Source organism: Bacteroides sp. BFG-637 (assembly GCF_024793605.1).
In the GTDB taxonomy this organism is placed as follows: Bacteria; Bacteroidota; Bacteroidia; order Bacteroidales; family Bacteroidaceae; genus Bacteroides; species Bacteroides vicugnae.
In genome coordinates, this window is sequence record NZ_JANUPD010000002.1 from 984,337 (window position 1) to 1,009,626 (window position 25,290).

Sequence of the window (25,290 nt, forward strand, 5' to 3'; positions counted from 1 at the left end):
ATCGATTATTTCTCTTTTTTTATGTAATAATCTCTCATCAGATACCACGCTTTCTTACGCATACCCTGGTCGGATATGAGCCCTTTGCGGTTCCAGCCATCCTGATTGGTGGGGTGGAAACGGAACGGCGAACGGAAGTCGAACAGAATCCAGGGCGATACACCACGCAGGTTCGGGATATTGTCGAACATACGGATATTGTCTCTATACAAGCGTGCCTGGTATTCTTCACTCCAGGAGCTGACTACGTTCTCATCACCGGACTGACCGTACAATGCTTCGCCGCCAAATTCCGAGATAATCAACGGTTTGTCCGTCACTACTTCCCATATAGCGTCTTTTGGTTCCACAGGCCACGGATGATACCAGCCCATATATTTATTGATAGCTACAACGTCCAGTTGGGAAGTAAAAGAATCTTCCATTACAAAACGCTGTTTTTCGCTATTGAAGTGCACAAGGTCGAAAGCGGCAACATACAGGCGGGTAGTGTCCAGCTGTTTTCCCGTTTCGAGCAGGGAAGTAAGGAATTCATTCCGTTCTTTGGAAGGCTGTGTTTCATTGGCAACACCCCAATAACCTACCGCGCAGCGGTTTTGATCGCGCTTAATCATTTCAGAAAGCATCCTCTGCGCTTTCTTACGGGTATCATCGTCTGTAAAGTCAATGCCTTGCCAAATGGGAATCTCCTGCCAGAGAAGGAAGCCCATCTTTTCCGCCAGGCGTACCGTGTACTCATTCTGCGGATAATGAGCCAGGCGAATCATGTTCACGCCAAGCGCTTTCGCTTCATTTAGTAACATGGCTGCATCGGCTTCCGAGAAAGCACGCCCCATACGTTGCGGGATTTCTTCGTGGAAAGAGATACAGCACATAAATGTCGGCTTCCCGTTCAGGTAAATATCAGTTCCTTTCACGGTGATATTGCGGAAGCCTATTTGCTCTTCCACACGGTCGGCACTTGAAGATACAGTCACGTCATAGAGTTTCGGTTCTTCCGGCGACCAGTGTTGCAGCTTCTTCGCGTTCAATACGGTTTCCGCCTTTCCTTCTGCGTCGGTGGTGAGCTCCGCGTTGATTTTGAGTTCGGGGATGGCAACTGTTACTTTCTCACCTACTTTTTTATCAGAAAGACGCACGCGGGCGATGATGCGATCGGGAGCATTTTTATCCAGTTGGACGAAATAATCTTCTATAAATGTCCGGGGAGTTTTCACCAGCAGCACATCTCTTGTGATGCCGCCATAGTTCCACCAGTCGAATGCCAAAGCGGGAATGGCGTCTTTGGTACGGCGGTTGTTCACTTCTATTGCCAGGAAGTTGTCGCCGTCTTTCAACAGGTCTGTCACTTCCACTTGAAAAGGGGTGAAGCCGCCTTCGTGCTCTGCTATCTCTTTTCCGTTCAGGTAGACTTTGCAACGATAGCTGACAGCGCCGAAATAAAGGAACTGGCGTTTGTCTGCCAAGCGTTTGGCGTCAAAGTGACGGGCATACCATACAGTGCCTTCGTAATACTTCAATTCGGGCGATTGAGAGTTCCAGTCTCCCGGAACATTAAGACGCAACCCGCCTTCAAACGCGTATTCGTAGAAATCGATATTTCCTTCCGGTTGCCGGTTCTCATAGATTTTCATCCGTTGCCCCTGGTCGTACAGGTCGATGATAGCATTCCATTTACCATTCAGCGAATGGATGTTGCGACCATATACATTCGTTATCAGCTCCTGTGCCGCAACGCTTCCAGCAAAAACGATTAGCAACAATAGACATAGACTTAATTTCTCACCTGTTTTCATTTAAGTATGTTGTTATAATTAGTGTATATAATAAGTTCAGGCACGGATTATACGGATTTCACGGTTTTTAGAATAGAATAGTAAAACAACAGTGTTAATCCGTGTAATCCGTGCTATTTCGATTTATTTTTCAGGAAATTCATTACCCAGTTCCAGGCTGCGCTCCACTGTTCGGCATAGGCATAATGAGCGGTCGTCTCAGCTACAAACAGCTCTTTCGGAGCATTAATCACGTTGTAAGCGGAGTAAGTAGTAGTAGGCGGACAAACCATATCATTATAACCAAAAGTATAGAATCCCGGAACTTTGACCTGTCGGGCAAAGTTCACCACATCAAAATACTGAATGGTTTTCATCTTTTCCGGTGTCCGGTTCTTCGCATCCTTCAACATATGCGGCCAACCGCCTGCACGACCGTGAGCATAACCCGCCATATCACACAAGGCTGGATAGAAAGAAACCAATCCCTTGACACGGTCATCCAGTCCGGCAATTACAATGGAAAGCGCACCGCCCTGGCTTCCTCCAAAGGTCGCCAGATTACCATTGAATTCGGGAAGTGTGTAAATGAAATCAATGGCTCTCACACAGCCTGTATAAACCCGTTTGTAATAGTACTTGTCCCGATTGTCCATATTGAACGAGTGGTAATTCTTCAAAGCACCGTTATAAAGCCGGTGATACACATCTCCCGTCAGGTTGACCGGAATGCCGTGGATACCGATTTCCAGAATGATAAAACCTTTTCCGGCACGTTCGGCTTCTCCGTTATAGGCACGGATACCTGCACCCGGCACTTTCAGAATCGCCGGATATTTCCCGGAAGCCTTCGGAACACAAAGGATGCCGTACATACGGGACGCATAGTCATTGTTCGCGAAGGAGACATGATATACGTTCACCTTATCTGTACACCTTTCTGGCAGTAAAGTCATTATCGGTTCCAATGCCCACTTTTCTGCGGCTTCTTTGGTGCTTTTCCAAAATTCCAGAAAGTCGGCAGGCAACGGAGTGGTCGGTTGCAATTTCTCAGGAGAAAAGCCGACGGTAGCCACGCCTTCATACTCACGCCCTTGGCAAATGACGAAAGCACGGCAACGCAGGAACCCTTCTTTTTTCATAGTCTCTGCGTTAATTTCAAGCTTTTCATTCTTCAAAGGCTGTTTGCCTGTCTGATGAGGTTTCATCATGTCTTCCGAAATCTCATAGCGCACTTCCAGATTATCCTGCGGGATATTGCATTTCAATACCGCCACTTTGAATTTCACTTTTTCTCCCGGTTTATACAGCCAATTGGTGTGGTCGGGAGTGACCTGCACTTGAACCAGTCTTTCCTGTGGCTGCCCCCATGCAACTATCTGCATGGAGACAAATGCTATCAGGAGAAGAAGAAAACGTACACTTTTTATCATAGTTCCCTATTTTATTTCATTTGTCATTGCTATATTAATATTCCATTTATCAGCTATTAATACCCATTGTCTCAACTATTAATACCTATCCGCCCAACTATTAATACCTAACAACTCAACTATTAACATCCAACAGCAGAGATATTAATACTCCTCTCCACACATCATAATACTCTGCTAATCAGAAGTTAACACATCATTCGTCATTAGCGTAAAATGCAGATAGCCGCCTTTTTATGGTTTTACTTCGTATTGATAGAGTGCGAAAGAGTTCTTGTCATTTAGCTCGAAACTTACTCTACCCTGTGCGCCGACTTTTGCGGCAAACTTTTTGCCACTTCCCATTACAGGGGTAAAAGTAACTTTCTTACCCTCAGGAAGCCAAGTATCAATAGTCCCCCTAGCTTGCTCATTATCTTCGCGGTAAACCACAAGATAGCCTTGCGTGCCGGAGACGGTCGATTGGAATCCTGTCCACGAACGTCCCGAAGGTTCTTCACCAATGGGCAGTATGACGCCTTGATGAAACCGGAGTTGCAAGGGTTGGTATTTCTTGAGCAGAGATGCCGTAATATAAGCCTCTTCGGGCAGGTTCGAAGCCTCCATCCAAGCCAACGGCTGTGCCGCCAAGGTGATGGCAAAGAGGTAATCGAAACTGTAACGGGCGGGGGCAAAAGGGTCGGCAGCGTCATACTTGTCGGCATTACGCCATTTATTAAGGAACTCTATCTGCATCTTCTCTGCCGGTACATAGCGAGACAGCATCCAGAGGTTGCGCAAGGTGCGATAAGGGTAATAGTTGCCCCAATCGGTATAGCGGTTTTCCAGGAAGATATTACCATACTCGTTCATATAGTGATACCCGCCGCGACGACCGGCAGTGGCATCGAGGTTGAAAATCACTTCATAGTTGGTTTGCTCCAACACGGTATCAAACAGTCGGCGTAGATTCTGTTCGGCTATCTTGGTAGGTATCTGCAGGCCGTCTATCTTAAAACAGCAGATGCCGTACTTCTTATAAAGTCCGATAATGGCTTGCGCATCTTTTTGCCAATCGGCAAAATCATTCTGTATACTGGGATTGAACCATAATCCGATGCGAATACCCAATTTCTTGCCTTTCTCTACAATAGGTTTCAGCCCATGAGGGAACTTTATGGGGTTGGGCGTCCAGTAATCGCCACTTTTCCAGATATCCTTAAAACTACCTCCGGCGGTCTTTGAGTTAGGGCTTTTTCCGCTCTGCCAGCCATCGTCCAGTTGAAAGAGGGTGATGCCCATGCGTGCGGCACGGTCTAGTTCTGCCAAACAGAAAGCCTCATCTATTTTGGCATCCTGGCTACGGTCGCCCCAGGTATTGAGCATAATCATCTCATCCTGTGCGGCGGTATGATGACGCAGTTGTTTCTGATAGAGGCGCAAGGCAGTAATCGCTTCTTGCTCGCCGCCGGTATAGATGCCGGTAACGCATCCATAAACGCGGGTCCAGCTATCCGGCTTTACATCATGAGACGCAATGCCCAGCCCCACTACCATAAAATCGCTAAAGTCCGCCACGAAGTCAGAACCCGGATAATGTAATTGGGTACTGCTGCTAGGAGCCTCTTTCAAGAAAAAGAAGCCTTGACGCGTAGTGACGTCATGAGCAAAAAGCAAATTACCACGATACGTATTGCGACGATAAGGAAGCCAGGTACGCCCGGTCACCAGATTGTCGTTCCAATCGGTGTAGTCGAAAAACTCTATTGTGCGGGCACTCCAATGATTGCCGGATAGTTGCAGCCTGTCGAGCGTGGGAGTTTTCACCCCCGTAGCCATATCGGTCGTGTGCTCTATATTTTTGCGGTCGGCGTTAGAACGGTTATCCTCCTTATTCTGATAAAGTTCCACTAGCCCTTTCAGATAGGTGTCGCAAGCAATGGCGGGACAGTCTGCGTAAATGCGATAGCGACGCTCTATATTCAGCGAACCGATAGTGCAAGCCACGGTAGCCTGTAGATAACTGGCGTGGATGCCGTTCGTCGGTATCTCGTTCACGGTAAGTGTAGCATCCGTAGGGATACCTTTCACAATCGAGAAATCGGGTTGTTTGCCCTGTGCCGGAATGTTTTTTCCGTGTTGTTTGTCAGTAAGGCTGATGGTAACAGGCGCACCGTTATTCCACAGCATGGCGCGTTCCATATAGTTATTGCCCATACGTAGCGTGTCACCTTTCAGAAAAGCGTAATACTGTTGTCCTCCCCAAAGCGGCAATGTCCATATTGCCGATAGAAATATCGTGATAATATTTTTTTTGCTCATAGTTTGTCTACGGTTTGATGTAAGCTCCCGGAACTTCCAACAATTTGTTGGGTTCGTTGAAGCGTTGGTTATCGGGCACATCGCGTTTGCCCAGACCCGCTTGCATAAGTTGCTTCAGTTCCGGCAGGTGATGATGATAGATGTCGCGCGGCTCTACACTATGCTTGTGGCAGAGTCCGGCTGCCATACCTACTACTTCACCCATCATGCCGGTAGTACGCATCACACGTACCGTACCCAAAGCTACATGGGTGCAGCTCATATTGCGACCTGCCATAAAGAGGTTGTCCACATTGCGAGAATAGAGGCAGCGATAGGGAACGGCATAAGGATGAATCCAACGATGCACCGTAGCCGACTTGAATTCATTGCCGGGAAAGCGGACACTGTTCACGCTGTCGGGGAAGTGAAGGTCGATGCTCCAAGTTGTGGTAAACGAAGCATCCTCGTGCGCCACATTCTTATCAATATCGTCCTGTGACAGTACGTAGTCGCCCAAGAGACGGCGCGATTCGCGTTTGCCTGAAACATACGCCACCCAGTCGAGGGAACGGTTGGCATACTTCTTATGGTCTTTATAGTGATTCTTCAGATAGCTCCAGTTGGAATATATCACCAAAAGTCCATAGTCGCGTACACGTTCAGCTTCGCTGACTTGATTGCGGTTCATACCCGTTTCCCATTTCCACTCGCCCATAGTTACAGACTCACAGTTTTCAGCGTCAAAACGTACGCCATATTCAAAATGAGGGAATGAGGTTTTCTTCTTCATATCCTTACTATACCATTGTATAGAGGCGCCCATCACCAATGAGTCGGGTTGCTCGGGAGCAAGGCTCTCGCCATATTCATCGCGACCTTCACGCCCCATAGCCCAATCGGCACCGGCTAAATAGCCTATGGTAGCATCACCTGTGCAGTCGCTAAAGAGAGGAGCGGTAAGTTCGGTTTGTTCGCCTGTCTCGATGTGCTGGATAGTGACTGACGCAATGCGGTCTCCTTGCATCTTCACGGCTACCGCACGTTGAGAAGCATAAAGGGTAATGTTCTTTTCGGCCTCTATAAAGTCTTCCTTCTTCTGGTCTTCATAGTAGTCGCCCGGTTGGGCATTGCCGGAACGCTCATGGCCAAACTCACGTATCATACGACCCAATCCCTGATTAGGCCCCATTTCGATGATACCGCCGAGATGTACACGAATCTCTGACGAGTTATTGCCGCCCAATACAGGACGGTCGTTCACTAGTGCTACCTTACAGCCTAATCGGGCAGCAGATGCGGCAGCACACATTCCGGCTATTCCCCCTCCTACTACCACAAAGTCGTATTGATGAGCGGGTACCGTCTGTTGTTGTCGCAAGCGGGTACGAAGTGCGGCTGTCTCTGCCGCATCCCAGGTAGCAGGCTGCGTGTTCGCATCGGTCGTAAGGTAAATGGCATCGCAACGACCATCGAAACCAGTGAGGTCTTTCAGGGCAAGGGTGGTAGTCCCTGCTTTCAATACTGTCTTTCCGGCAAATTGCCATTGCCAGGAATTACCAGTATGTCCTAACGTCATTTTCAGTAACTTGCCGCCTAAAGCCAGGCGGAACTTTCCGGGACCCTCGGCATTGGTCCAAGGCGAAGTCCAGTTGTAAGTACGGGCATATACGTAGTAAGTGCCCGCCTGGGGAATGTTGATTTCTGCCGTAGCATCCGCCACAGGGATGCCCATGCCATGTGCCATGAGATAGGGTGAACCCATTTGATCCATGAACTGCTGGTCGAGCACCCAGCCGCCTCGCTGGTTGAAGCTTTCTGCTTCGATGAGCAGTTCTTCGGCTACAGCCACAAGGCTACAGGCTACGGCTATGCATATCAGTAAGAATTTTTTCATCACAGTACAGCGTTTTTATGATTATTGTTTACTATCTTCACAGAGGGAACAGATTATCTCGCCATTTTATAAATTTCATTGCCTGCCATCAAAAAAGCACCAACTCCATAAACTTCCGTCATGTCACGAGTCACTTTCTTCGGGTCGGCACCGATTTGCTGCACATAACCCAGTTTCCCATTCGGTTCCACAGCCGAGACTAATGCATTCCAGCCTTTTACCAACACTGGAAGATAGGTTTCCTTATCCAATAAACCTTCGTTTATTCCATAAGCAATGGAATAGACAATGAAAGTAGTGCAACTCGTTTCCGGCGATGGATAAGAGGCAGGATCCAAAAGACTGGCATGCCAGAAACCGTCCGGATGCTGTAATCCGGCAACACGTGTGGCCAGTTTTACAAACAATTCCGCATAGAATTTGCGGTTCTTGTCTTTCTTGGGGAGTTCCTTTAATATTTCAACCAGACCACCAAGCACCCAACCGTTGCCACGTCCCCAAAAGACTTTCTTACCATTGGCTTCGCGCTTATCAAAATAACGCCAGTCACGGTAAAACAAGTTTTCTTCTTTATCGAACAAGTAACCATAAGTCGCTTTATACTCACGATTCATAAATTTGATATATTTTTTCTCTCCGGTCAGCATATACAGTTTGGCATATACAGGGGGAGCCATAAAGAGAGCGTCACACCAAGTCCAACGTTCCAAGGTCTTTAAGTCTCCCTCCACCAGCTTGAAACTGCCTTCAGACGGATGATTGACAATCCATTCCGTACGGGCGAGCGTAGGGATAATCATTGCTTCGTCTTTGTACTTGCGGTATAAATCCAAAAAGGACTGTGAAACAGCGATGTCATCAGCATGATAAAACCGTTTGTCCGGCTGCCAACAATTCCGCCGCCCGATACGAGTCAGCCACTTATAATATGTATCATCACCGTCTTCTTTTTCAGTTAATTCCGCCCAATCCACCATGCCGACATAAAGAGCACCTTGCGGCCAGTTCAAGTCGTCATGTTCAGGAGCGGGGTGTGGATTGGCAATCTGCCAATCCGCCACCTTTCGCATGATAGACTTTATTTCTGCTTTTTGAAAAGGAATCTCTGTTGCCATTATAAAAACGGAACATAACAGAGACGCTCCCAATAAAAGTGTTTTTTTCATTATATATTTATTTGTTTATCATTCGGTCATTACAGTTCAACCATAGCCTTTAAAGGCAATTGACTGGAAGCAGGACCGACTAAGATCTCAAAGTCTCCTTTTTCCACTACAAAGCGGTGTTGATTCATATCGTAAAAAGAGAATGCATCCTCATCCAGCACAACAGAAACCCGCTTCTTCTCCCCTTTCTTCAAGAATACCTTTTCATATCCTTTCAGTTCTTTCAACGGACGGGAAACAGAAGATTGTACATCATGCACATACACCTGTGCCACCTCCGAAGCATCCATCTTACCTGTATTCTCTATATCAAAGCTAACGGTAACCTGATGCTCACCCGTTTTCTCCGCAGCCATATTACTATAAGCGAAAGTAGTATAAGACAAACCGTAGCCAAACGGATAGAAAGGTTCTTTTCCCGAACGGTCGTATCCACGATAACCGACAAAGACACCTTCGGAATAGTCTACACGCTTAATCTCCGCCTTTAAGTTCTCGTAATAACTGCCGTGCACCGGATTATCTTCCCATTTCCGCTCGATAGAAATCGGTAGCTTTCCACTTGGAGAAATCTTACCGGTCAGGATTTCAGCTATCGCCTGGCCGCCTTCCTGTCCCGGATACCAGGCCATAAGAATCGCTTTTGCAGCATCATACCAGTTGGTGAAATCCACACCGCCACCAGCGTTCAGTACAACCACAACATTGGGATGCATGGACGCAATCTTCTTGATAAACAATTCCTGATAGCGGAGCAAGGCAAACGGACGGTCAAAGCCTTCGCCTTCGGTATTACTATTGAAACCTGTGCAGAACACAACATTATCCACCTTTGCCAATCCTTGACGAAGTTTCGCCTCATTAAGGCTATAAGCATTAAAACGAATGATGGCCGAAGAAATATTATCAAAGAATTCAATCCGGAAACGGTACTCCTTACCACCCTCAACCGGCAGTTCAACTTCACGGCTAGAGTATGAATGATTTCCCCAATCTCCTGTAATATGCTTGTCATTCACAAACAGACGATAACCGTCATCACCACCGATATGAAGTTTCAACTGACCGTCAGTTTGTGGCATGTAGCAGGCTGTCCAACGGACAGAGAATCCATCTGTCGGAAAGCCGTCCAAAGGTGCTCCATATCCCCAGTCATAATCAACAGAGGATTCCGTGCGTATTACTTCAGGCTGGCCCGAAAGAGTCTTGTTTTTAAAGTATTCAGCTTTGAAGCCTTTCATCTGACGATTAGCATCAGTATAAAACTCATGGACAATATCTTCATAAATCACATCATCCGTCAATAGTAACAGATTCCTTTTCTTCAATTCCTTCAAGCCTTGAGCCACTGAGACGGTAGAAAAAGGAGTGACAAACCCACTGCCGCCACCGGTAGGAATCAAACTTGCATTAGGTCCCATTACGGCTGTCTTTCCTTTCAGCGGGAGCAAGTTTCCTTCATTCTTCAACAGGACTACACCCTCGCGCGCCAGCTCTAAAGCTGTCTGGCGGGAGAAAGGATTATCCTCTGCGATGTTGCTGTCTTTCTGTTCCTTATCCAGCATACCATAAGCAATCAGAGTTTGCAGGATGTGTTGTACTTTCAGGTTGATGGTTTCTTCTGTCACTGTGCCGGCTTTGATAGCAGGCAACAGATTCTCCAAATTCATAAAACGTCCTTTCGGCATTTCGAGGTCAAGTCCGGCGTTAGCAGCGCCTACGGCGGAATATACAGAAGTCCAGTCAGACATCAGAATACCTTTGAAGCCCCAAAGATTGCGCAAGACATCAATATTCAACCATTTATGTTCGGTGGCATGGACACCGTTCAACAGATTGTAGCTGTTCATTACGGCGCCGACATTGGCTTCCTGTACTGCTTTCCGGAAAGCCGGGAAATAGATTTCCTGCAAAGTACGCTCGTCTATGTCAGAGCTGGCATGGTGGCGGCTCCATTCCTGGTTGTTGGCAGCAAAGTGTTTGATTGTAGCAATGACTCCTTCCGATTGTACTCCCAGGATATATTGTTTCGCCGTTTCACCTGTCAAGTAAGGGTCTTCACCGAAGTATTCAAAGTTACGACCGCACAACGGAGCACGATAGATATTCACGCCCGGACCAAGCAGGATACTAACTCCTCTTGCCTTGGCATCCTGTCCCAAGCCTTGCCCTAACTTATAAAGTAATTCCCGGTTCCAAGTAGAAGCGGAAAGTATTCCGGAAGGATATAAAGTGCTCTTGGGAGCATGATTACGAATTCCCTGCGGCCCGTCAGCCAACTTGATTTCAGGTATTCCCAAACGGGAAATGGCACGCAGAGAAAAACTGGTATATCCGGAGATATACTCTATTTTCTCTTGCAAAGTCATTTTTGATACAATGTCCTTCGCACGTTGTTCGGCTTGGGGAGTGATTGTTTGTGCACAGGTTAATATGCTCCATGCAAGCATACATAAACCTATGCCTCCTATTTTCTTTTTCATGGTGATTCTGTGTTAATATAACATGTGTAAAAAACCAACTTAGCTATCAGCTCTTCACACACTTTTGTTCTTTACATTTTTAGTCTATCAGTTCTATTTTAACGGTCTGTCCTTGTACCAGAATATGATATTCGCCGGCTTCAAGGAAGCGTTTACCATCCTCATTGACAAAACCGAAATCACGTTCCAGGTCGATGTCAAAACGGAAAGTCTTCGTTTCTCCGGCTTTGATAAGTTGTTTCTCAAAGTGTTTCAGTTCTTTCACCGGACGGGTGATAGAGCAATAAGGATCGGAAATAAACCAATGAACAGTCTCTGCTCCGTCGCGGGAACCGGTGTTGGTGACAGTCACTTCTGCCGACAGTTTATCGCCGCGCTTCACCTTAGTAGCAGAAGGGGTAACAGTGCCATACTTAAATTCGGTATAACTTAATCCATGCCCGAACGGATATAACGGATCGCTTGTTATATCTTTATAAAATCCCTGATGTCCGCGTCCGCTCTTGCGGCGATTATAATAAATAGGAATTTGTCCTGTGGAATAAGGGAACGTCATGGCTAGTTTACCGGAAGGGTTGATACGCCCGGATAAAATTCCTGCCATTGAACGCGCACCATTTATACCCGGTTGCCATATCTCCAATATAGCATCACAAAGAGGTTCCATGCGATTTAACTCCAAGGGACGTCCATTAGAAAGCACCAATATAATAGGTTTACCAGCCTCCTTTAGTTCTTTCACCAATTCTTCCTGAATCTGTGGCAAAGCAATCGTAGAACGGGAAGCATTCTCACCACTCCAGGTAAGCATCTCACCCAAACAAACAATGACTACATCAGACCAACGAGCAACGTCCAATGCGCCAGCAAAACCTGAACGGTCATTGCCCTGCGGTTTGCATCCCATTGCATAACGTAATTCGGCGTCTCCTCCAAACTCGGCAGTCAACCCATCATAGAGCATTTCCACATCCGTATCTTTTCCATGTCCGCACCAGGAACCCAATAAGTCCCAACCATTTTTTGCCATTGGACCTACTACGGCAATCTTTTTTTGTTTGTAAGTGGTAATATCTGATTGTCATTTTTCAACAACACCATTGATTCTGCTGCCAGTTGAGCGGCCACAGCCATACTTTGCGGACGGAAAAAACGATCCTTCTCATTAGTAACCGGAGTATAAGGACGTTCGAACAAACCCAGACGGAATTTTACACGCAATACTCGACGGACTGATTCGTCAACTTGTGCCATTGTTACCTTACCTTCCTCTACAAGCTCTTTCAGATGACGATCGTAGGCATGAGACATCATATCCATTTCAAGCCCCGCATTAAAAGCATACCGAGCAGCATCTTTCTTTGTAGCGGCTAATCCCTGATTCTTTAACTGTTCCACAGCCCCCCAGTCAGACACAATGAACCCGTCATGTTTCCAGCGTTTCTTTAATATCTCGGTCATGATATAAGGATTAGCTGACCCAGGTACTCCACTGATGTCATTGAAAGAACTCATCAAAGTGGCCGCACCAGCTTTCACTCCAATCTCATAGGGCAGTAGATAAGTATCCCAAAGAGTTTGAGCTGAAATTTCGGTATAAACATAATCTCGCCCAGCCTCCGAAGCACCATAACCTACATAGTGTTTCAGACAAGCAGCCATACGGTTCTCTGCTGCCATATCATCTCCCTGATACCCACGCACCGAAGCAGCGGCAAACACTCCATTTGTATAAGGATCTTCACCATATCCTTCGGCTACACGTCCCCATCGAGGATCACGTGCCACGTCGATCATGGGAGAAAAAGTCCAATCAACCCCAGACATGCGGGCTTCTTGTGCAGATACCGCACATGCCTGTTCTACCAATCCCGGATTCCATGAACAGGCTTGCCCCAACGAAATAGGATATATGGTGCGAAATCCATGAATAGCATCGTAGCCAAAAATGATGGGAATGCCCAAACGAGATTCTTCCATCGCTTTTTTCTGCATACTATTACGCAACTCTGGATTTATATCAAAGTAAATCAAAGAACCAATCTCTGACGGTACTTTTTTCACTTCTTCGCCAACATTATTCACATTGTTATTTCGTCCCAATGTATATTGGTTTAGTTGTAAAACCTTCTCCTCCAATGTCATACGCGATATTAAATCATCAATACGTTTTTCAATTGGAGCTTTGGCATCCTTATACAAAGGAATACTCTTTTTATCTTTTGACGAAAGAGAATGTGTGACTCCCAATAGGCACAATCCCAAAATCAAAACTTTTTTTCTCATCAATGTTTTCGTCAGTTAATTATTATTTCTAGTTTTCAGATGTATATCAAGCAATACGTAAGCAGATACTTATTCCAGCCATTCCATGCACTTATCATTTAGCTAAGTACCAGACACTTACAATCAGTTCATTGGAGATATATGCCCAACGAGCCGGAGAACTATGCCCTGCCAATACATTCATTTCCAACAATTAATGTATCTCGTAGCAATTGACTATGACTTACCGAGCGGTAACTTCAAATAATTTCAACCATCCGGCAGATGTTACATTGTTCTTCACAGCAAGGTGAATTCCAATCTCATTCTGCTTTGTCGTATCAACAATACCAACAGCCCACATATATTTACCTGCCTCCACGCCTTCAACCCGGGTTGTAAACGTATATGATTTAGCCGTACCTTTCACCCAATCACAAGCTTCCGGTTCTCCATCAACAAATACATACTTCGGTTTATCATTCTTGGTGTCCAATAAAGCAAAAGCCACTTTATATTTATTCTTCCACTGGGGAATATTCGTCGGACAATATCCCCAACCAAAATTATTCCAACGGTGCGCTATTTCAATCTGTTTACCATTAGAGATAGTTGTAGGCAAAGAAATTCTGTCCGGAAATAAACGATAGCTTCCTTCTGTACAGAATTGTTTAACTAATTGGAAAGCTTCATTAAACCATGAATAAGTTTCTCCATTGCGAAAGTCTGAATTATAGCGTAAATCCATCATATTGACGCAGGCTGTTTTAGCCTCATCAAACTCACCCAGACGTACTTCTGCATAATTGGCATATCCATCTCCCTGAATCGAGTTTCCATGAGAATTTTTCACCCAGCCACCTTCCATTACTACAGGAACGAGATACTTCCACTTGGCTATAAAATTGCGTTCCCAAGTAGAATAGTAAGTTTTCATACCAAACGCATCGTGACGTAATGAATATCCTTTAGCTACTGCTTTTCCTATTAATCTTTCAGTATCCTTATCATAATTATTGCCGTCCCATTCCTTGCTTGTACCTATCCAACGATGATAATTTACAAACACAGGAACTTTATCAAATACTTGAGAATATAAATCTGTCACCCAATCGAAAACAGCCTCACGAGTCGGCAGCTCCGGTTTTCCCAACTCACGCACCTGATAGTACCATACACTATGATACTCTCCCCATTTTCCAAATCCTGAACCACTTACAAACTGTACTTTGTCGGGATCATTAAAATCCTTAGCCAAAGCCCTGATAAATTTCTCATAATATTTCTGGAAAATAGGATCATCCGGATAGGGAGACCATACTTTTACTGAACCTGTTTGTGTTTCATATCCTTTCGCGCCAGCCTCTTTTACAAAATTCGGAGTAAAATTATAGTGCTTATCACGGCTATCCACCACAAAAGTAAAGGCCAATTTCATATTTCTTTGCTTAGCTCCCTCTATCAACATCTTCAGTCGCTTAGCCGAAGGGGTATCACAATCAGAATTCCATGCGTATTTTCCTTCTTCAGGATTAAAATCAGCCCAGGCACCACGAAGGTATAAGGTATTTGCATAATCAGAGACCTTTACAGTGCCTTCCGATGACGGGAAATTATCATAATCCTGCCAGAATGTGGAAGATAAACCATCACCAATACCCGCATATAATACCCATCCGGAAAGAGGATTATGCAAAATGATATTTCGATTCTGCTTTACCGTGACAATGCTGTTCCCAGGAATAGAAGTATCTTCTACCAAACCATCATCACCATTATCACCTCCTTCTTCATCATTATCACTGCCACAAGCGACTAATGATATAGCCATAGAAAAAATAAGCCCGCAACTTATTTTTCTCAAACTGCACATATTTTGAAAATTAATCTTCATACCTATAGCTCTTATTTATTTATGCTTACTTTCGACAATTTTAACCAGCCCGAATCCAATATATCCCCTTTGGCGGCAATATCCAGCCCTACGAGATCTTTATTACTCCGGTCAACCAAGCCCACAGCCCAAACATAAGTACCTGTTTCAGCTTTGGACATATCCGGCTCAAATACATACTCAGCGGGACTTCCTTTTATCCACTTGGATAAATCTGTATCCGTATCCACAAATGTATATCGCACCTCATTCGTTTCAGAATCAAGCAAAGCGAAAGCTACTTTATATTTTTGATTCCATTGCGGAATATTAGTAGGACAGTACCCCCCATCCCAGATTGTTCCAGCAATGTTTAATAGTCGGCGTTGTTTTTTTAGAGACTTCTAACGGCAAAGAGATTTCACTGGGATAGAGCCTATACCCCCCTTCCCGAAGGAATCGACGTACTAAATCAAAAGCATCTTTAAACCAGGACTCTGTATCACCAAAACGAAAATCCATCATATTGACATGTGCCTCTTTGCTGTCATCAAACTCACCGCGTCTTACGTCCTCGTGTGAATCCTTGCGATATCCTCTAGGATCCTGCCAATAATTATGTGATTTGACAATCCAGCCACCTTCCATAATAATAGGGCATATATTACGATATTTTTCTGCAAACCTACGTTCCCAACTGCCATAATAGGTTGTCATACCAAATGCATCATGACGTAATGAATATCCTTTCTTGATTGCTTCTTCCAGCATTTCTTCACTGTCAGCAGCAAAATGTTCATCATCTACCCAATCTTTTCCCGCACCAATCCATCTATGGTAGTTAATTACTACCGGAACTTTATCAAAAGCTTGAGAATATATATCTGTCACCCAATCGAAAACAGCTTTCTTTGGAGTATCATCACCTGTTGAATAAATCATTGTATGATATTCTCCCCATTTCCCAAGTCCAAATCCATCTATAAATTCAACTTTCGAAGGATCGTTGAAATCTTTAGCCAGAGCCTTCACAAATTTAGTATAGTACTTCTGAAAAACAGGATCGTCAGAATAAGGTGACCATTTACCTTTATTCATAAATCCTTTTGCACCGGCATCTTTTACAAATTGAGGAGTAAATTCTGTTCTCTTATCACGACTGTCAACTACAACACGAAATGCCAAACGCATATTCCGCTGATAAGCTCCTTCAATATATGCTCTCAAATTAGAATCAATTTTCCAACCATATACATCTTCCTGTGGATTAAAATCTGTCCAACTAGCGCGAATATAAAGCGTATGAGCATAATCTGTCACACTAACATTGTGTCCCAGTTCAGGAATATACATATGGTCATACTGTGCCCAAAAATCCGCAGCATCCACTCCCATACTTGCATAGAGCACCCATCCTGTAAGCGGGTTATGAAGAATACGCAAAGAATCAGGCTGAATCGTAACTATGTTATTCTCTGATAGTTCCTTATCAAATGAAACGGCTGAATTCTCGTCTCCGAAAACAGGAGATAAAAGGAACATAAACAGACAAAGAGACACAATTACTCTATAATAACTAATCTTTCTTACAACCATACTACTAATTGTTTTTTTTAAAGAGTGCTATATCATTGTTCTCTTTATTCATATAAAAATCACGAGATTGATATAGCACTCTTAATATTATCCTGCTTGATTATCTCTTATCAAAGAATACTGTCAGTTCTTTAATATCTAATTCTATGTAATTAACTCCTACAGGTACACTAAAGAAAGCATAGCGGTTGTTAGCTTGTCCACCGACTACAGTCTGTTTTTGATTGTAGTCACTCTCTGCAATATCAAGGCAACCGTCATAAGATCCTCTGATGGCATCTGCTGTTGAGCCAAAGGTATAGCAACCTGCACTTTGCGGTCCGACTTTAAAGTTCAATCCACCCGGATGTGCATTTCCATCTTTATCTTTAATGGAATTCTTTCTGGGTAACTCCGCTCCTTTGTATATAAACAAATAAGGATTTGCCAAACTAGGTGTCATAGAATGAGCCATAGTGAATCCTGTATCACCAGTGCCATCTTTAGCCCATCCATCGTATGGTCCCCAAATAAAGACTCTTTCAATAGTGGTAGTCACCGTATTATTGTTCCATGTCCACGAAACAACCATTGGTTTAGGATCTGTTTCGGGGGAGTAAATCGTAACCTTTTTAGTATTTATGTTAATCACAATACGATAGACACCCGCAATCTTAATATTCCAATGATAACCAAGCGCAGCTGTTTCCGGACTCATTGTCGAGATATTCATTGCTGTACCATCTGTAAAATCGCCTGATTCTTCCGGAGCAATAGCCATATCTTTCTGTCCATTAAACAAGATCGGGAAATAAATAGTACCTGGTTGCAGTTCTGCATGGAACGCATATTGATTTTCATCTTCTATCGTGCGAGTCATCTCTACATCTGCGCTAACACAAGTTCCGGCAATATAGATTTTATCAGCTTCTATAAAATTACTAGCCAAACCTATAGTAACGGTACGTGTTTCAAAATCTACCACTACACGATACTGCCCATCTTCAGGAATCACCCAATATCCAGCATTATCTATCCCCTTAATTTTAGCTTCCATTGCTCCATCAGTTATCTGTTGTTCTGCAGCAACTGGTGAGATGGCATTAATCTTATTTTCATCTTTCCAAACAATCGGGAAGTGAAGATTACCTGCCTTCAAGTCACAAATGGAAACATAACGCTTCGGCTGACTTTCCATTGGCAAGATTTCAATATCTTCACCATCAACAGCTGTGCCTGACATATAAAGATGGTCTGCTACAAAAGTCTTTTCAGAATACATCTTTACTTTTATAGTAACTGTAGAAACTTCCGGTTTTACAAACTTAGGCCCTTCTACAGAACCGATAATACGGGCTTGTAACTTTACTAAATCACCAGGCTGCTGCTTCCACTTTGACACCAATAAACTCTGCAATTCTTTATGAGTATAACTTTTAGAAAAATCATCATCAATATACTCCCTTATCATTGTGTTTGTTCCAAAACTGTTATTTTCCAGATCCATTTTATAAAGATAGGAAATATAATAGTCAGAGCCTATTGGGTCAGCTTCCGTCCAGTTTAACGTCAATGCAACCTCATCCGGGGTATCTTCCTTGAGTTCTATTTCATAATCAGAAGGAGTAAGAACTAAACTTGTACGATTGTCGAGCGAATTAGTAGCATCGTCATCATCATTGCATGCTACTATGAAACACGAAGCAAGTGTCAGGAAGAAGAACCGTAAAAGGTTCTTCTTAAATATATATCCGTTTTTCATATCTATATTCAATATATTAATATTATAACTATTTATTGGTTCCCGACGGTCCAGTCAGGAGTTTGTACCAAATTCCAATTCTTATCAATATCGTCCTGTGGAATAGGCCACCAATAGCTTATAAATTTACGTGTCTGATATACTGTACGAGTATAATATTTATTTCTATAGTCCGCATCGGATACTTTAATATAAGCATTCATGCCATAAAAATCACCATCCAATACTTTCTCGGCTAATTTCCAGCGACGCAGATCATTAAAACGAAGTCCAGATTCACAATTCAATTCCACACGCCTTTCTTGACGAATTAACTCGCGCATTTCTACAGGATCTGATGGGGCTGTTATCTTGCCTTCTTCAGCTGAAACACTATATTCAGGAATACCCGCACGCTCACGAATCAAATTGACATATTTCAGAATCTCTTTTTGATTAGCAGTATAAGTGCCCTTCTCAATGCTATATTCATTTAACGCCTCAGCATAACTTAAATAGATCTCTGCCAAACGACATAATGCACCATGACGGTTTTTATAATCTCCACTGCCTTCTTTGGGATTTGCAGATGGGTCTACTCTCTTACGTACCAGATAGCCGCTCCATGGAGCGTCGTGAGAAGGACCACCGTCTTTACCATCCATATAGAAATCTGTATTTCTCTTACCACCAATATGCCATTGTTCGTTATGCAGTACTGAAATATAAAAACGAGGTTCGCGGTCACAATACATTTTATATGTATTGGCATCTACAACTACATTTTCATCTTTATTACGATCTCCTTCTGAAGACCCATACTGCCACTTTGTAGAATAAGTCTCTTTTTGCGTACTAAAGCCTGTCTCTGAATAATTAGCATCAGGGTTAACTTTAGGAGAACCATCCGAATTATAGCCTATAATAGGTCTTTGACCGTTTCTCATGAAAAAAGCATCAACCAAAGATTGGGTTATTCCGATCGCTCCCACTCCATTAATACCCAAACCACGTGGAATACAGTTTTTATCATACCATCCACCGGAATCCATTGTACGAACAAACAGTAATTCTCTGTTTGCTTCGTTCCATCTCTTCATCACTGCATTCTGATAAGAAAGAAAAGGATCAATATCACCGTTATCCAAATATTCATAATGCAAATGATAGCCAGCAGCTTCCGCCTCATCGATAACCAGTTTACAAGCATCTACTGCTCTTTTCCATCGTTCCGGATCATGTGCAGAATTAAAGATAGGAGTTCCATCAATGTTTTTTATATTCGCCAATGCAGGATTACCATTCACCAAGTCACTAGCAGCAAATAATAACATACGCGCACGCATTGCCAAACATCCAACAGAAGTCACACGGCCATATTTCTTATCTTCAGTTTGAGTGGCAGGCAATTGTTTTGAAGCTTCCAGCATTTCTTGATCTGCCCAATCAATTACATTATAAAACGGCTCTTGTTTCAACATCAGATCATCAGCCGAAGTACTTTCACTAGCCTCGCGAATAATGGGAACCGAACCATAAGCTATAGCCATCATAGAATTATAATAAGCTATAAAGAAACGACATTCAGCTTTCATAAAGTCCACTTCCTCAGCCGGTACAGCCTCCAGCGGGTGAGCATGTTTAATAAACAAATAAGCGGAACGGATATATTTAGGATAAGTATTCCAATAAGTAATTACTCCGGGATTGTCTGCTGTCCAGTTACCTTTTTGATATTGAATGGCTTTAAATCCTTGCGCTTCCCAACCAACCGAAGGAATCAGTTCATCAGCTATGGCATCCGGACCATCATAAGTATAATATTCAGGCAGGCCGCGATAAACATATGCCAGCCAACGTTCCATATTCTTTTTATTCTCAAATACTGATTCTAAGTCCAACTGGTCATCCGGTTGCTTATCCAGATAATCAGAACAAGAAGAAAAAGCAAATGTCGTAATAATACTTAATACTATAAATTTTAATATGCTATTTTTCATATGCCCTATTATTAGAATTTAATTTCAAAACCTGCAGATAACGATTTCATAATTGGGTACGCAGCCCCTGTAGTATTCTCGACTTCCGGATCCCACAAATCAAATTTTGAGAATGTTAAAAGATTTGTTCCTCTCACGAAAAGACGAATGCCCGATATAACTGTAGTATTTCTCCACAAATTCTTTGGTAAAGAATAACCAAGTTCAATGTTTTTTAAACGTAAAAAACTCATATTCCGCAGCCACCATGTAGATGGTTGGTTATTATTACTATTTATACCGTCATCCAAACGCGGATAAAATACGTTCTGACTTGGGTTGTCTACAGTCCAACGATCATTTGCATTAGTAAACATATTGCCTGTCACTCCTCTATTGGCACCCGGAATAATGCTTGATCCTAATATATTCCAACTACGGCCTATTCCTTGAAAGAGAACCCCAAAATCTATATCTTTATATTTCATATTCAGTCCAAAGCCATATACTATCTCCGGATCTTTTGTTCCTCCGATTGGAGATTTATCAAATACGTCCACTTTACCATCACCATTGACATCCCTGTATCTGATATCCCCCGGACGTAATTTACCTACAAAACTTTGAGTCGGAATTCCTTCTTTCAGTTTACCTGTACTTACGTCTTCAAAGTCGTCTTCTGTAAACAAACCTTCTGCTATATAGCCAGTTAATTGCCCTACCGGATGTCCTGTTTCAGCACGGTTAGTACCAACTACTGCACTAGGTTCATCCTTTTCTGTTATTTCATTATGAGCATAGGTAAATGTTCCCATTAAGCTGACAAATAAGTCTTTGCCAAACTGTTTATTAACATTTAAAGAAACTTCTACGCCCTGATTAGTCACTTTTCCAAAATTCTTCCAAGGTTGCTTCCATAAATCCAGCCGTCATCGGAACAGACTCACGTGGCATAAATATATCTTTACGGCGTTCATCGAAATAGTCTAATTGCAAATCAATCATACCATTCAGGAAACCTAGCTCAACCCCCAAATTCATCTTATTAACAATCTCCCATGTCAAATCTTGTACTGCAAACTCACCTTCTGCCATACCAGTTAAGCCATAACTGCTATCCAATCCCCATTTATACATGTTTAATGTATCATAGTCATCAGTAATTGTAGAAAGGTATGCAAAACGGCGTCCACCTAAATTAGCATTACCTACCTGACCATAGGACGCACGCAATTTCAATTTAGATATGACCTTACGCAATGGTTGCATAAATGCCTCTTCCGATACAATCCAACCAATAGCTCCTGAAGGGAAAAAACCATAACGTTTACCTTTGGCAAAATTTTCAGAACCATTATAGCCAAAATTAAATTCACCTACATATTTACCCGAATAGGTATAAGATGCACGTCCTGCCAATCCCTGATTACGGTAAGGCAACTTGCTTCCATCATCATAATTACGACGATTAAACAATAACATTGCAGCAACGGAATGTTTCTCGGCGAATGTACGGTCATAAGACAAAGTAGCTTCCATATATACGCTCTTATTTCCATAATCACCGCTTTTTGAGTAATCCAGGAAATTAGTACCATTGGATTTTGATGCTATAATCAAATTACCTTCATCATCACGTCCTGTAGCAGGTACATAATAATCCGGTGTCTTTCCACGAGAAACAGTACCTGAAGAAAACCTGTCAAATGAGAATGTACCTTTTACTTTCAATCCCGGAAGTAAGAATTTCAAATCTTGTTCTACAGAAAACAGTGTTTCAATCTTACTGTCGCTTCTTCTTTTATATCCACTTTGAGTAGCCCATGCCCAAACGTTTGGCTCCTCTGTTGTCGGTATCTGCCCACTGGAATATTGTGCAGGGAAAGCATGAGGAACAGCAACGAACGCTTTCTGGAAAATTTGAGATATATCTTTCGTTGTAGAATTTCTATCTTGCAAATATCCACCAATATTAAAACGTAATTGCGTAGTAGGACTTAATTTCAAATCCACATTAGAACGAACGTTATAACGTTGCAATTTAATAGTAGGATCCCAATCATAACTTTTATCACGTTTCAAAATACCACGTTCATTATACGCAGCAGCAACAAAAGAATAACGTAATGTCTCTGTACCACCAGAAATATCTACTGTTACACGCTGATTCGAAGCATAATCATTTGCAATTGCATCCATCCAATTCACGTCCGGATATAAATCAGGATCATAACCTGCACGAGTTTTTGCAATACGATCTGTATATTTAGGCTGTTGTCCTGTATCCATCAAGATATCATCCAAAACCTGCATATAATCTGCCGCACCCAAATACTCGGGAAGTTTAACTGGCTGTGTAGCTGCAAATTCAGCCTTTACAGTCACACGAGGTTTACCAACTTGTCCGCGTTTTGTATTAATTAAAATAACACCATTAGCTCCCCGCACTCCATAAACAGCACTTGCAGCAGCATCTTTCAACACAGAAAAAGATTCTATCTCTTCAGGATCAATATTATTCAAATCGCGTTCTATACCATCAATCAAAACCAATGGGTTTTGTCCGGCATCCTGGAATGTACTAATACCACGAATCCAGAAAGAAGAATTATCATATCCCGGTTCACCAGAACGTTGCACAGCTAATACACCGGCAACTGTACCAGCCAGATTATTACTTATTGAACGAGTAGTAGAAACCTTTAACTTAGCAGGTTCAATCGTTGTGATAGAACCAACAACAGACTCTTTCTTTTGTGCGCCATAGGCAACCACTACAACCTCATCTAATTGACCAACATCTTCTACCATTTGTACATTAACAACCTTCCGGTTATTAACAACCTCTTCTTTAGGAACAAAACCAATATATCGAAAAGAAAGTACAGATTTTCTTTCAGGAACAATAACACTATAATTACCATTCATGTCTGTCAACGCATGTACTGTAGAATCATTTTTCAAAATGATTGTTACACCAATCAAAGGCTCACCTTTTTCATCTGAAACGTTACCTGTTACCTTAATACCCTTTTGCTGTGTAGTTTGCTGTACCTTAGGAGTTTCTGGCACCGAAATAGTAATTTGTCTTCCCGACATCTTATAATTCAGTCCTGTCTCTGAAAACAGCTCTTTTAACACAGCATCTATTTTCTTATTGGAAACTGAAATGGAGACTTTGTTATTCAGATTTTTCTGAACATTAGCAGAGTATATAAAAATATATTTACTATGTTTTTCGATATAATCTAAAATATCTTTAACTGTAGCATTCTCATACTGTACTGAGAATAGATCTTCTTCGGAATTCCAACTAATAGAATTAGCACCGAATGAAGAAAATGGAATCATAAAAAAGACGTTTATAATGCAAAAAAGCTTAAGTCTTTTCTTTAAGTGTAAAAAAATACTTTTCTTTACCATAAAAATTTCTTTTAGGTTAACAATTTTGGATTTATTGATTTAACTCAAGGAATTACTATCGGGTAAATACGGCAATATTTATCCGATTTTTTTGTGTATCATGAATAGTATTATCTGTTTCTCATAGGCTATATTGGTTTTATAAGATTAATTAAATTGTCATTATTTACTCAAGTATATACTAGTATCACTTTTTTCTACTTCAATAGGGATTGTCTGCCGGATACATTCAATCACCTCATCAATATCATCTTTCAAATCCAGTTTTCCATAAACCTTTTCTTTACCTACCATCGGTTCGCATTGAATAGGAATGCCATAATAAATACTCAACTTCTGAATAATATGAGATAAATCATTACCATTTAACAACATGACACCATCCACCCAGCTAATATATTCGGCTACGTCCACTTGCTTCTGATAGGCAATTGCGCCATTGGCTATATTCAGCAAATCACTAGGTACCAGTTGCGCTTTTCTCTCATTCCTATCGGTCACCTCAACAGAACCTTCCACCAATACAATATTAGTTGCCTCCCCCTTGTAGTTTGAAATATTAAACTTCGTACCTAATACCCGTAATTTGAAATCTTCAGATTCTACAATGAAAGGGTGTTGCTTATCATGAGCAACTTCCAGAAACACCTCTCCCTGGGCATATATTTTACGAATATCTCCATTAAAACGACAAGGATAAATCACTTTTGATTGAGAGTTGACAACCAATCGGGTTCCGTCAGACAGTTCAACCCGCACTCTTTTCCCTGCGGGAACAAGTAACTGGTTATATTCCGGTTCGACCTTTACTTTCTTTTCCTCTTTTTCTCTTATTACTTTAGAATTAACAGTAACCTTTCCTTCTTTTGAATAGGTAACAAAAGCATCCTCATCCAAATTGAGCTGTTCTTTAGCAGTGATAAGAGTCACTTCTTCAACAGACTGGCTGTCCATCTGTTCGGCAATAGCCTGAAAATCTAAATTAGTGTTTTCACTATGAGTTAAGAAGTAGATGGTTGAAATGCAAATTAAAATAGAAGCTGCGACAGAAGCAGAAGCTACTAAGAAATAATTTCTTCGACGCCTCATTACATCTCTCCGGATTTTTTGTTTAGTTCGCTCTATTATAGAAGAAGCATCAATCTTTTCATGCCCGCATTTTTCCCAAAAGAATTTCAGTTTCCCGCCTTCAGGTATAGTAGTAAAATCATCCTCAAGCTTTTCTTGAGAATTCAGTTTACCAAATAAATCAGCAAGGCAATGGTATCCTTTTAAGTCCATAATCTTCTTTAATGTTGTTCTATAAATAAAGACGCAACATTCAAAAAAATCTCCTAGTTAAAAATGAACTTTTTCTATTTTTCTCGAAAAGTAAAAATAGCAAGAAGCTCCTTTAAATA

At 42.4% G+C, this 25,290-nt stretch carries 10 protein-coding genes and 3 pseudogenes; all 13 read right to left on the bottom strand.

Annotated features, from left to right (window positions below):
• Positions 1-5 precede the first annotated feature (5 nt).
• Entirely contained in the window at positions 6-1,796 is a 1,791-nt protein-coding gene (locus NXX38_RS04430; RefSeq protein ID WP_258978660.1) for a glycoside hydrolase family 2 protein, read from the bottom strand.
• A 113-nt stretch (positions 1,797-1,909) separates the two neighbouring features.
• Positions 1,910-3,208, bottom strand: coding sequence for an acetylxylan esterase (locus NXX38_RS04435; protein ID WP_258978662.1), 1,299 nt, complete (start codon positions 3,206-3,208; stop codon positions 1,910-1,912).
• Between the two features lie 234 nt (positions 3,209-3,442).
• Positions 3,443-5,509, bottom strand: a complete 2,067-nt coding sequence (locus tag NXX38_RS04440; RefSeq protein ID WP_258978663.1) for an alpha-galactosidase — start codon at positions 5,507-5,509, stop codon at positions 3,443-3,445.
• Between the two features lie 7 nt (positions 5,510-5,516).
• Positions 5,517-7,385 (bottom strand): FAD-dependent oxidoreductase, encoded by a 1,869-nt coding sequence (locus NXX38_RS04445; RefSeq protein WP_258978664.1) that lies wholly within the window; start codon positions 7,383-7,385, stop codon positions 5,517-5,519.
• A gap of 53 nt (positions 7,386-7,438) precedes the next feature.
• Positions 7,439-8,551 (bottom strand): glycoside hydrolase family 105 protein, encoded by a 1,113-nt coding sequence (locus tag NXX38_RS04450; protein ID WP_148365610.1) that lies wholly within the window; start codon positions 8,549-8,551, stop codon positions 7,439-7,441.
• Positions 8,552-8,580: 29 nt separating this feature from the next.
• Positions 8,581-11,034 carry a glycoside hydrolase family 3 protein gene (locus tag NXX38_RS04455; RefSeq protein WP_258978665.1) on the bottom strand — a complete coding sequence of 818 codons (2,454 nt, stop codon included), beginning with the start codon at positions 11,032-11,034 and terminating at the stop codon, positions 8,581-8,583.
• Positions 11,035-11,113: 79 nt separating this feature from the next.
• Positions 11,114-13,320 (bottom strand): annotated as a pseudogene (locus tag NXX38_RS04460) (glycoside hydrolase family 3 N-terminal domain-containing protein).
• 223 nt (positions 13,321-13,543) lie between these two features.
• A complete protein-coding gene (locus tag NXX38_RS04465) occupies positions 13,544-15,193 on the bottom strand; it encodes a DUF4832 domain-containing protein (protein ID WP_309569411.1) in 1,650 nt (549 codons plus the stop codon).
• Between the two features lie 11 nt (positions 15,194-15,204).
• Positions 15,205-16,768: pseudogene (locus tag NXX38_RS04470) on the bottom strand (DUF4832 domain-containing protein).
• Positions 16,769-16,868: 100 nt separating this feature from the next.
• Complete coding sequence (locus NXX38_RS04475; protein WP_148365620.1) at positions 16,869-18,509, bottom strand: SusE domain-containing protein; 1,641 nt, start codon at positions 18,507-18,509, stop codon at positions 16,869-16,871.
• A gap of 32 nt (positions 18,510-18,541) precedes the next feature.
• Positions 18,542-20,488, bottom strand: coding sequence for a RagB/SusD family nutrient uptake outer membrane protein (locus NXX38_RS04480; protein WP_074558034.1), 1,947 nt, complete (start codon positions 20,486-20,488; stop codon positions 18,542-18,544).
• Positions 20,489-20,499: 11 nt separating this feature from the next.
• Positions 20,500-23,890 (bottom strand): annotated as a pseudogene (locus NXX38_RS04485) (TonB-dependent receptor).
• 162 nt (positions 23,891-24,052) lie between these two features.
• On the bottom strand, positions 24,053-25,171 hold the full coding sequence (locus tag NXX38_RS04490) for a FecR family protein (RefSeq protein ID WP_258978666.1): 1,119 nt from the start codon (positions 25,169-25,171) through the stop codon (positions 24,053-24,055).
• Positions 25,172-25,290: the final 119 nt, after the last annotated feature.

Excerpts from the sequence above, each read along its gene's own strand:
- NXX38_RS04440 (WP_258978663.1), bottom strand. The coding sequence starts at position 5,509 with ATGAGCAAAAAAAATATTATCACGATATTTCTATCGGCAATATGGACA.
- NXX38_RS04490 (WP_258978666.1), bottom strand. The coding sequence starts at position 25,171 with ATGGACTTAAAAGGATACCATTGCCTTGCTGATTTATTTGGTAAACTG.
- NXX38_RS04480 (WP_074558034.1), bottom strand. The coding sequence starts at position 20,488 with ATGAAAAATAGCATATTAAAATTTATAGTATTAAGTATTATTACGACA.
- NXX38_RS04445 (WP_258978664.1), bottom strand. The coding sequence starts at position 7,385 with ATGAAAAAATTCTTACTGATATGCATAGCCGTAGCCTGTAGCCTTGTG.
- NXX38_RS04475 (WP_148365620.1), bottom strand. The coding sequence starts at position 18,509 with ATGAAAAACGGATATATATTTAAGAAGAACCTTTTACGGTTCTTCTTC.
- NXX38_RS04430 (WP_258978660.1), bottom strand. The coding sequence starts at position 1,796 with ATGAAAACAGGTGAGAAATTAAGTCTATGTCTATTGTTGCTAATCGTT.
- NXX38_RS04455 (WP_258978665.1), bottom strand. The coding sequence starts at position 11,034 with ATGAAAAAGAAAATAGGAGGCATAGGTTTATGTATGCTTGCATGGAGC.
- NXX38_RS04465 (WP_309569411.1), bottom strand. The coding sequence starts at position 15,193 with ATGAAGATTAATTTTCAAAATATGTGCAGTTTGAGAAAAATAAGTTGC.
- NXX38_RS04435 (WP_258978662.1), bottom strand. The coding sequence starts at position 3,208 with ATGATAAAAAGTGTACGTTTTCTTCTTCTCCTGATAGCATTTGTCTCC.
- NXX38_RS04450 (WP_148365610.1), bottom strand. The coding sequence starts at position 8,551 with ATGAAAAAAACACTTTTATTGGGAGCGTCTCTGTTATGTTCCGTTTTT.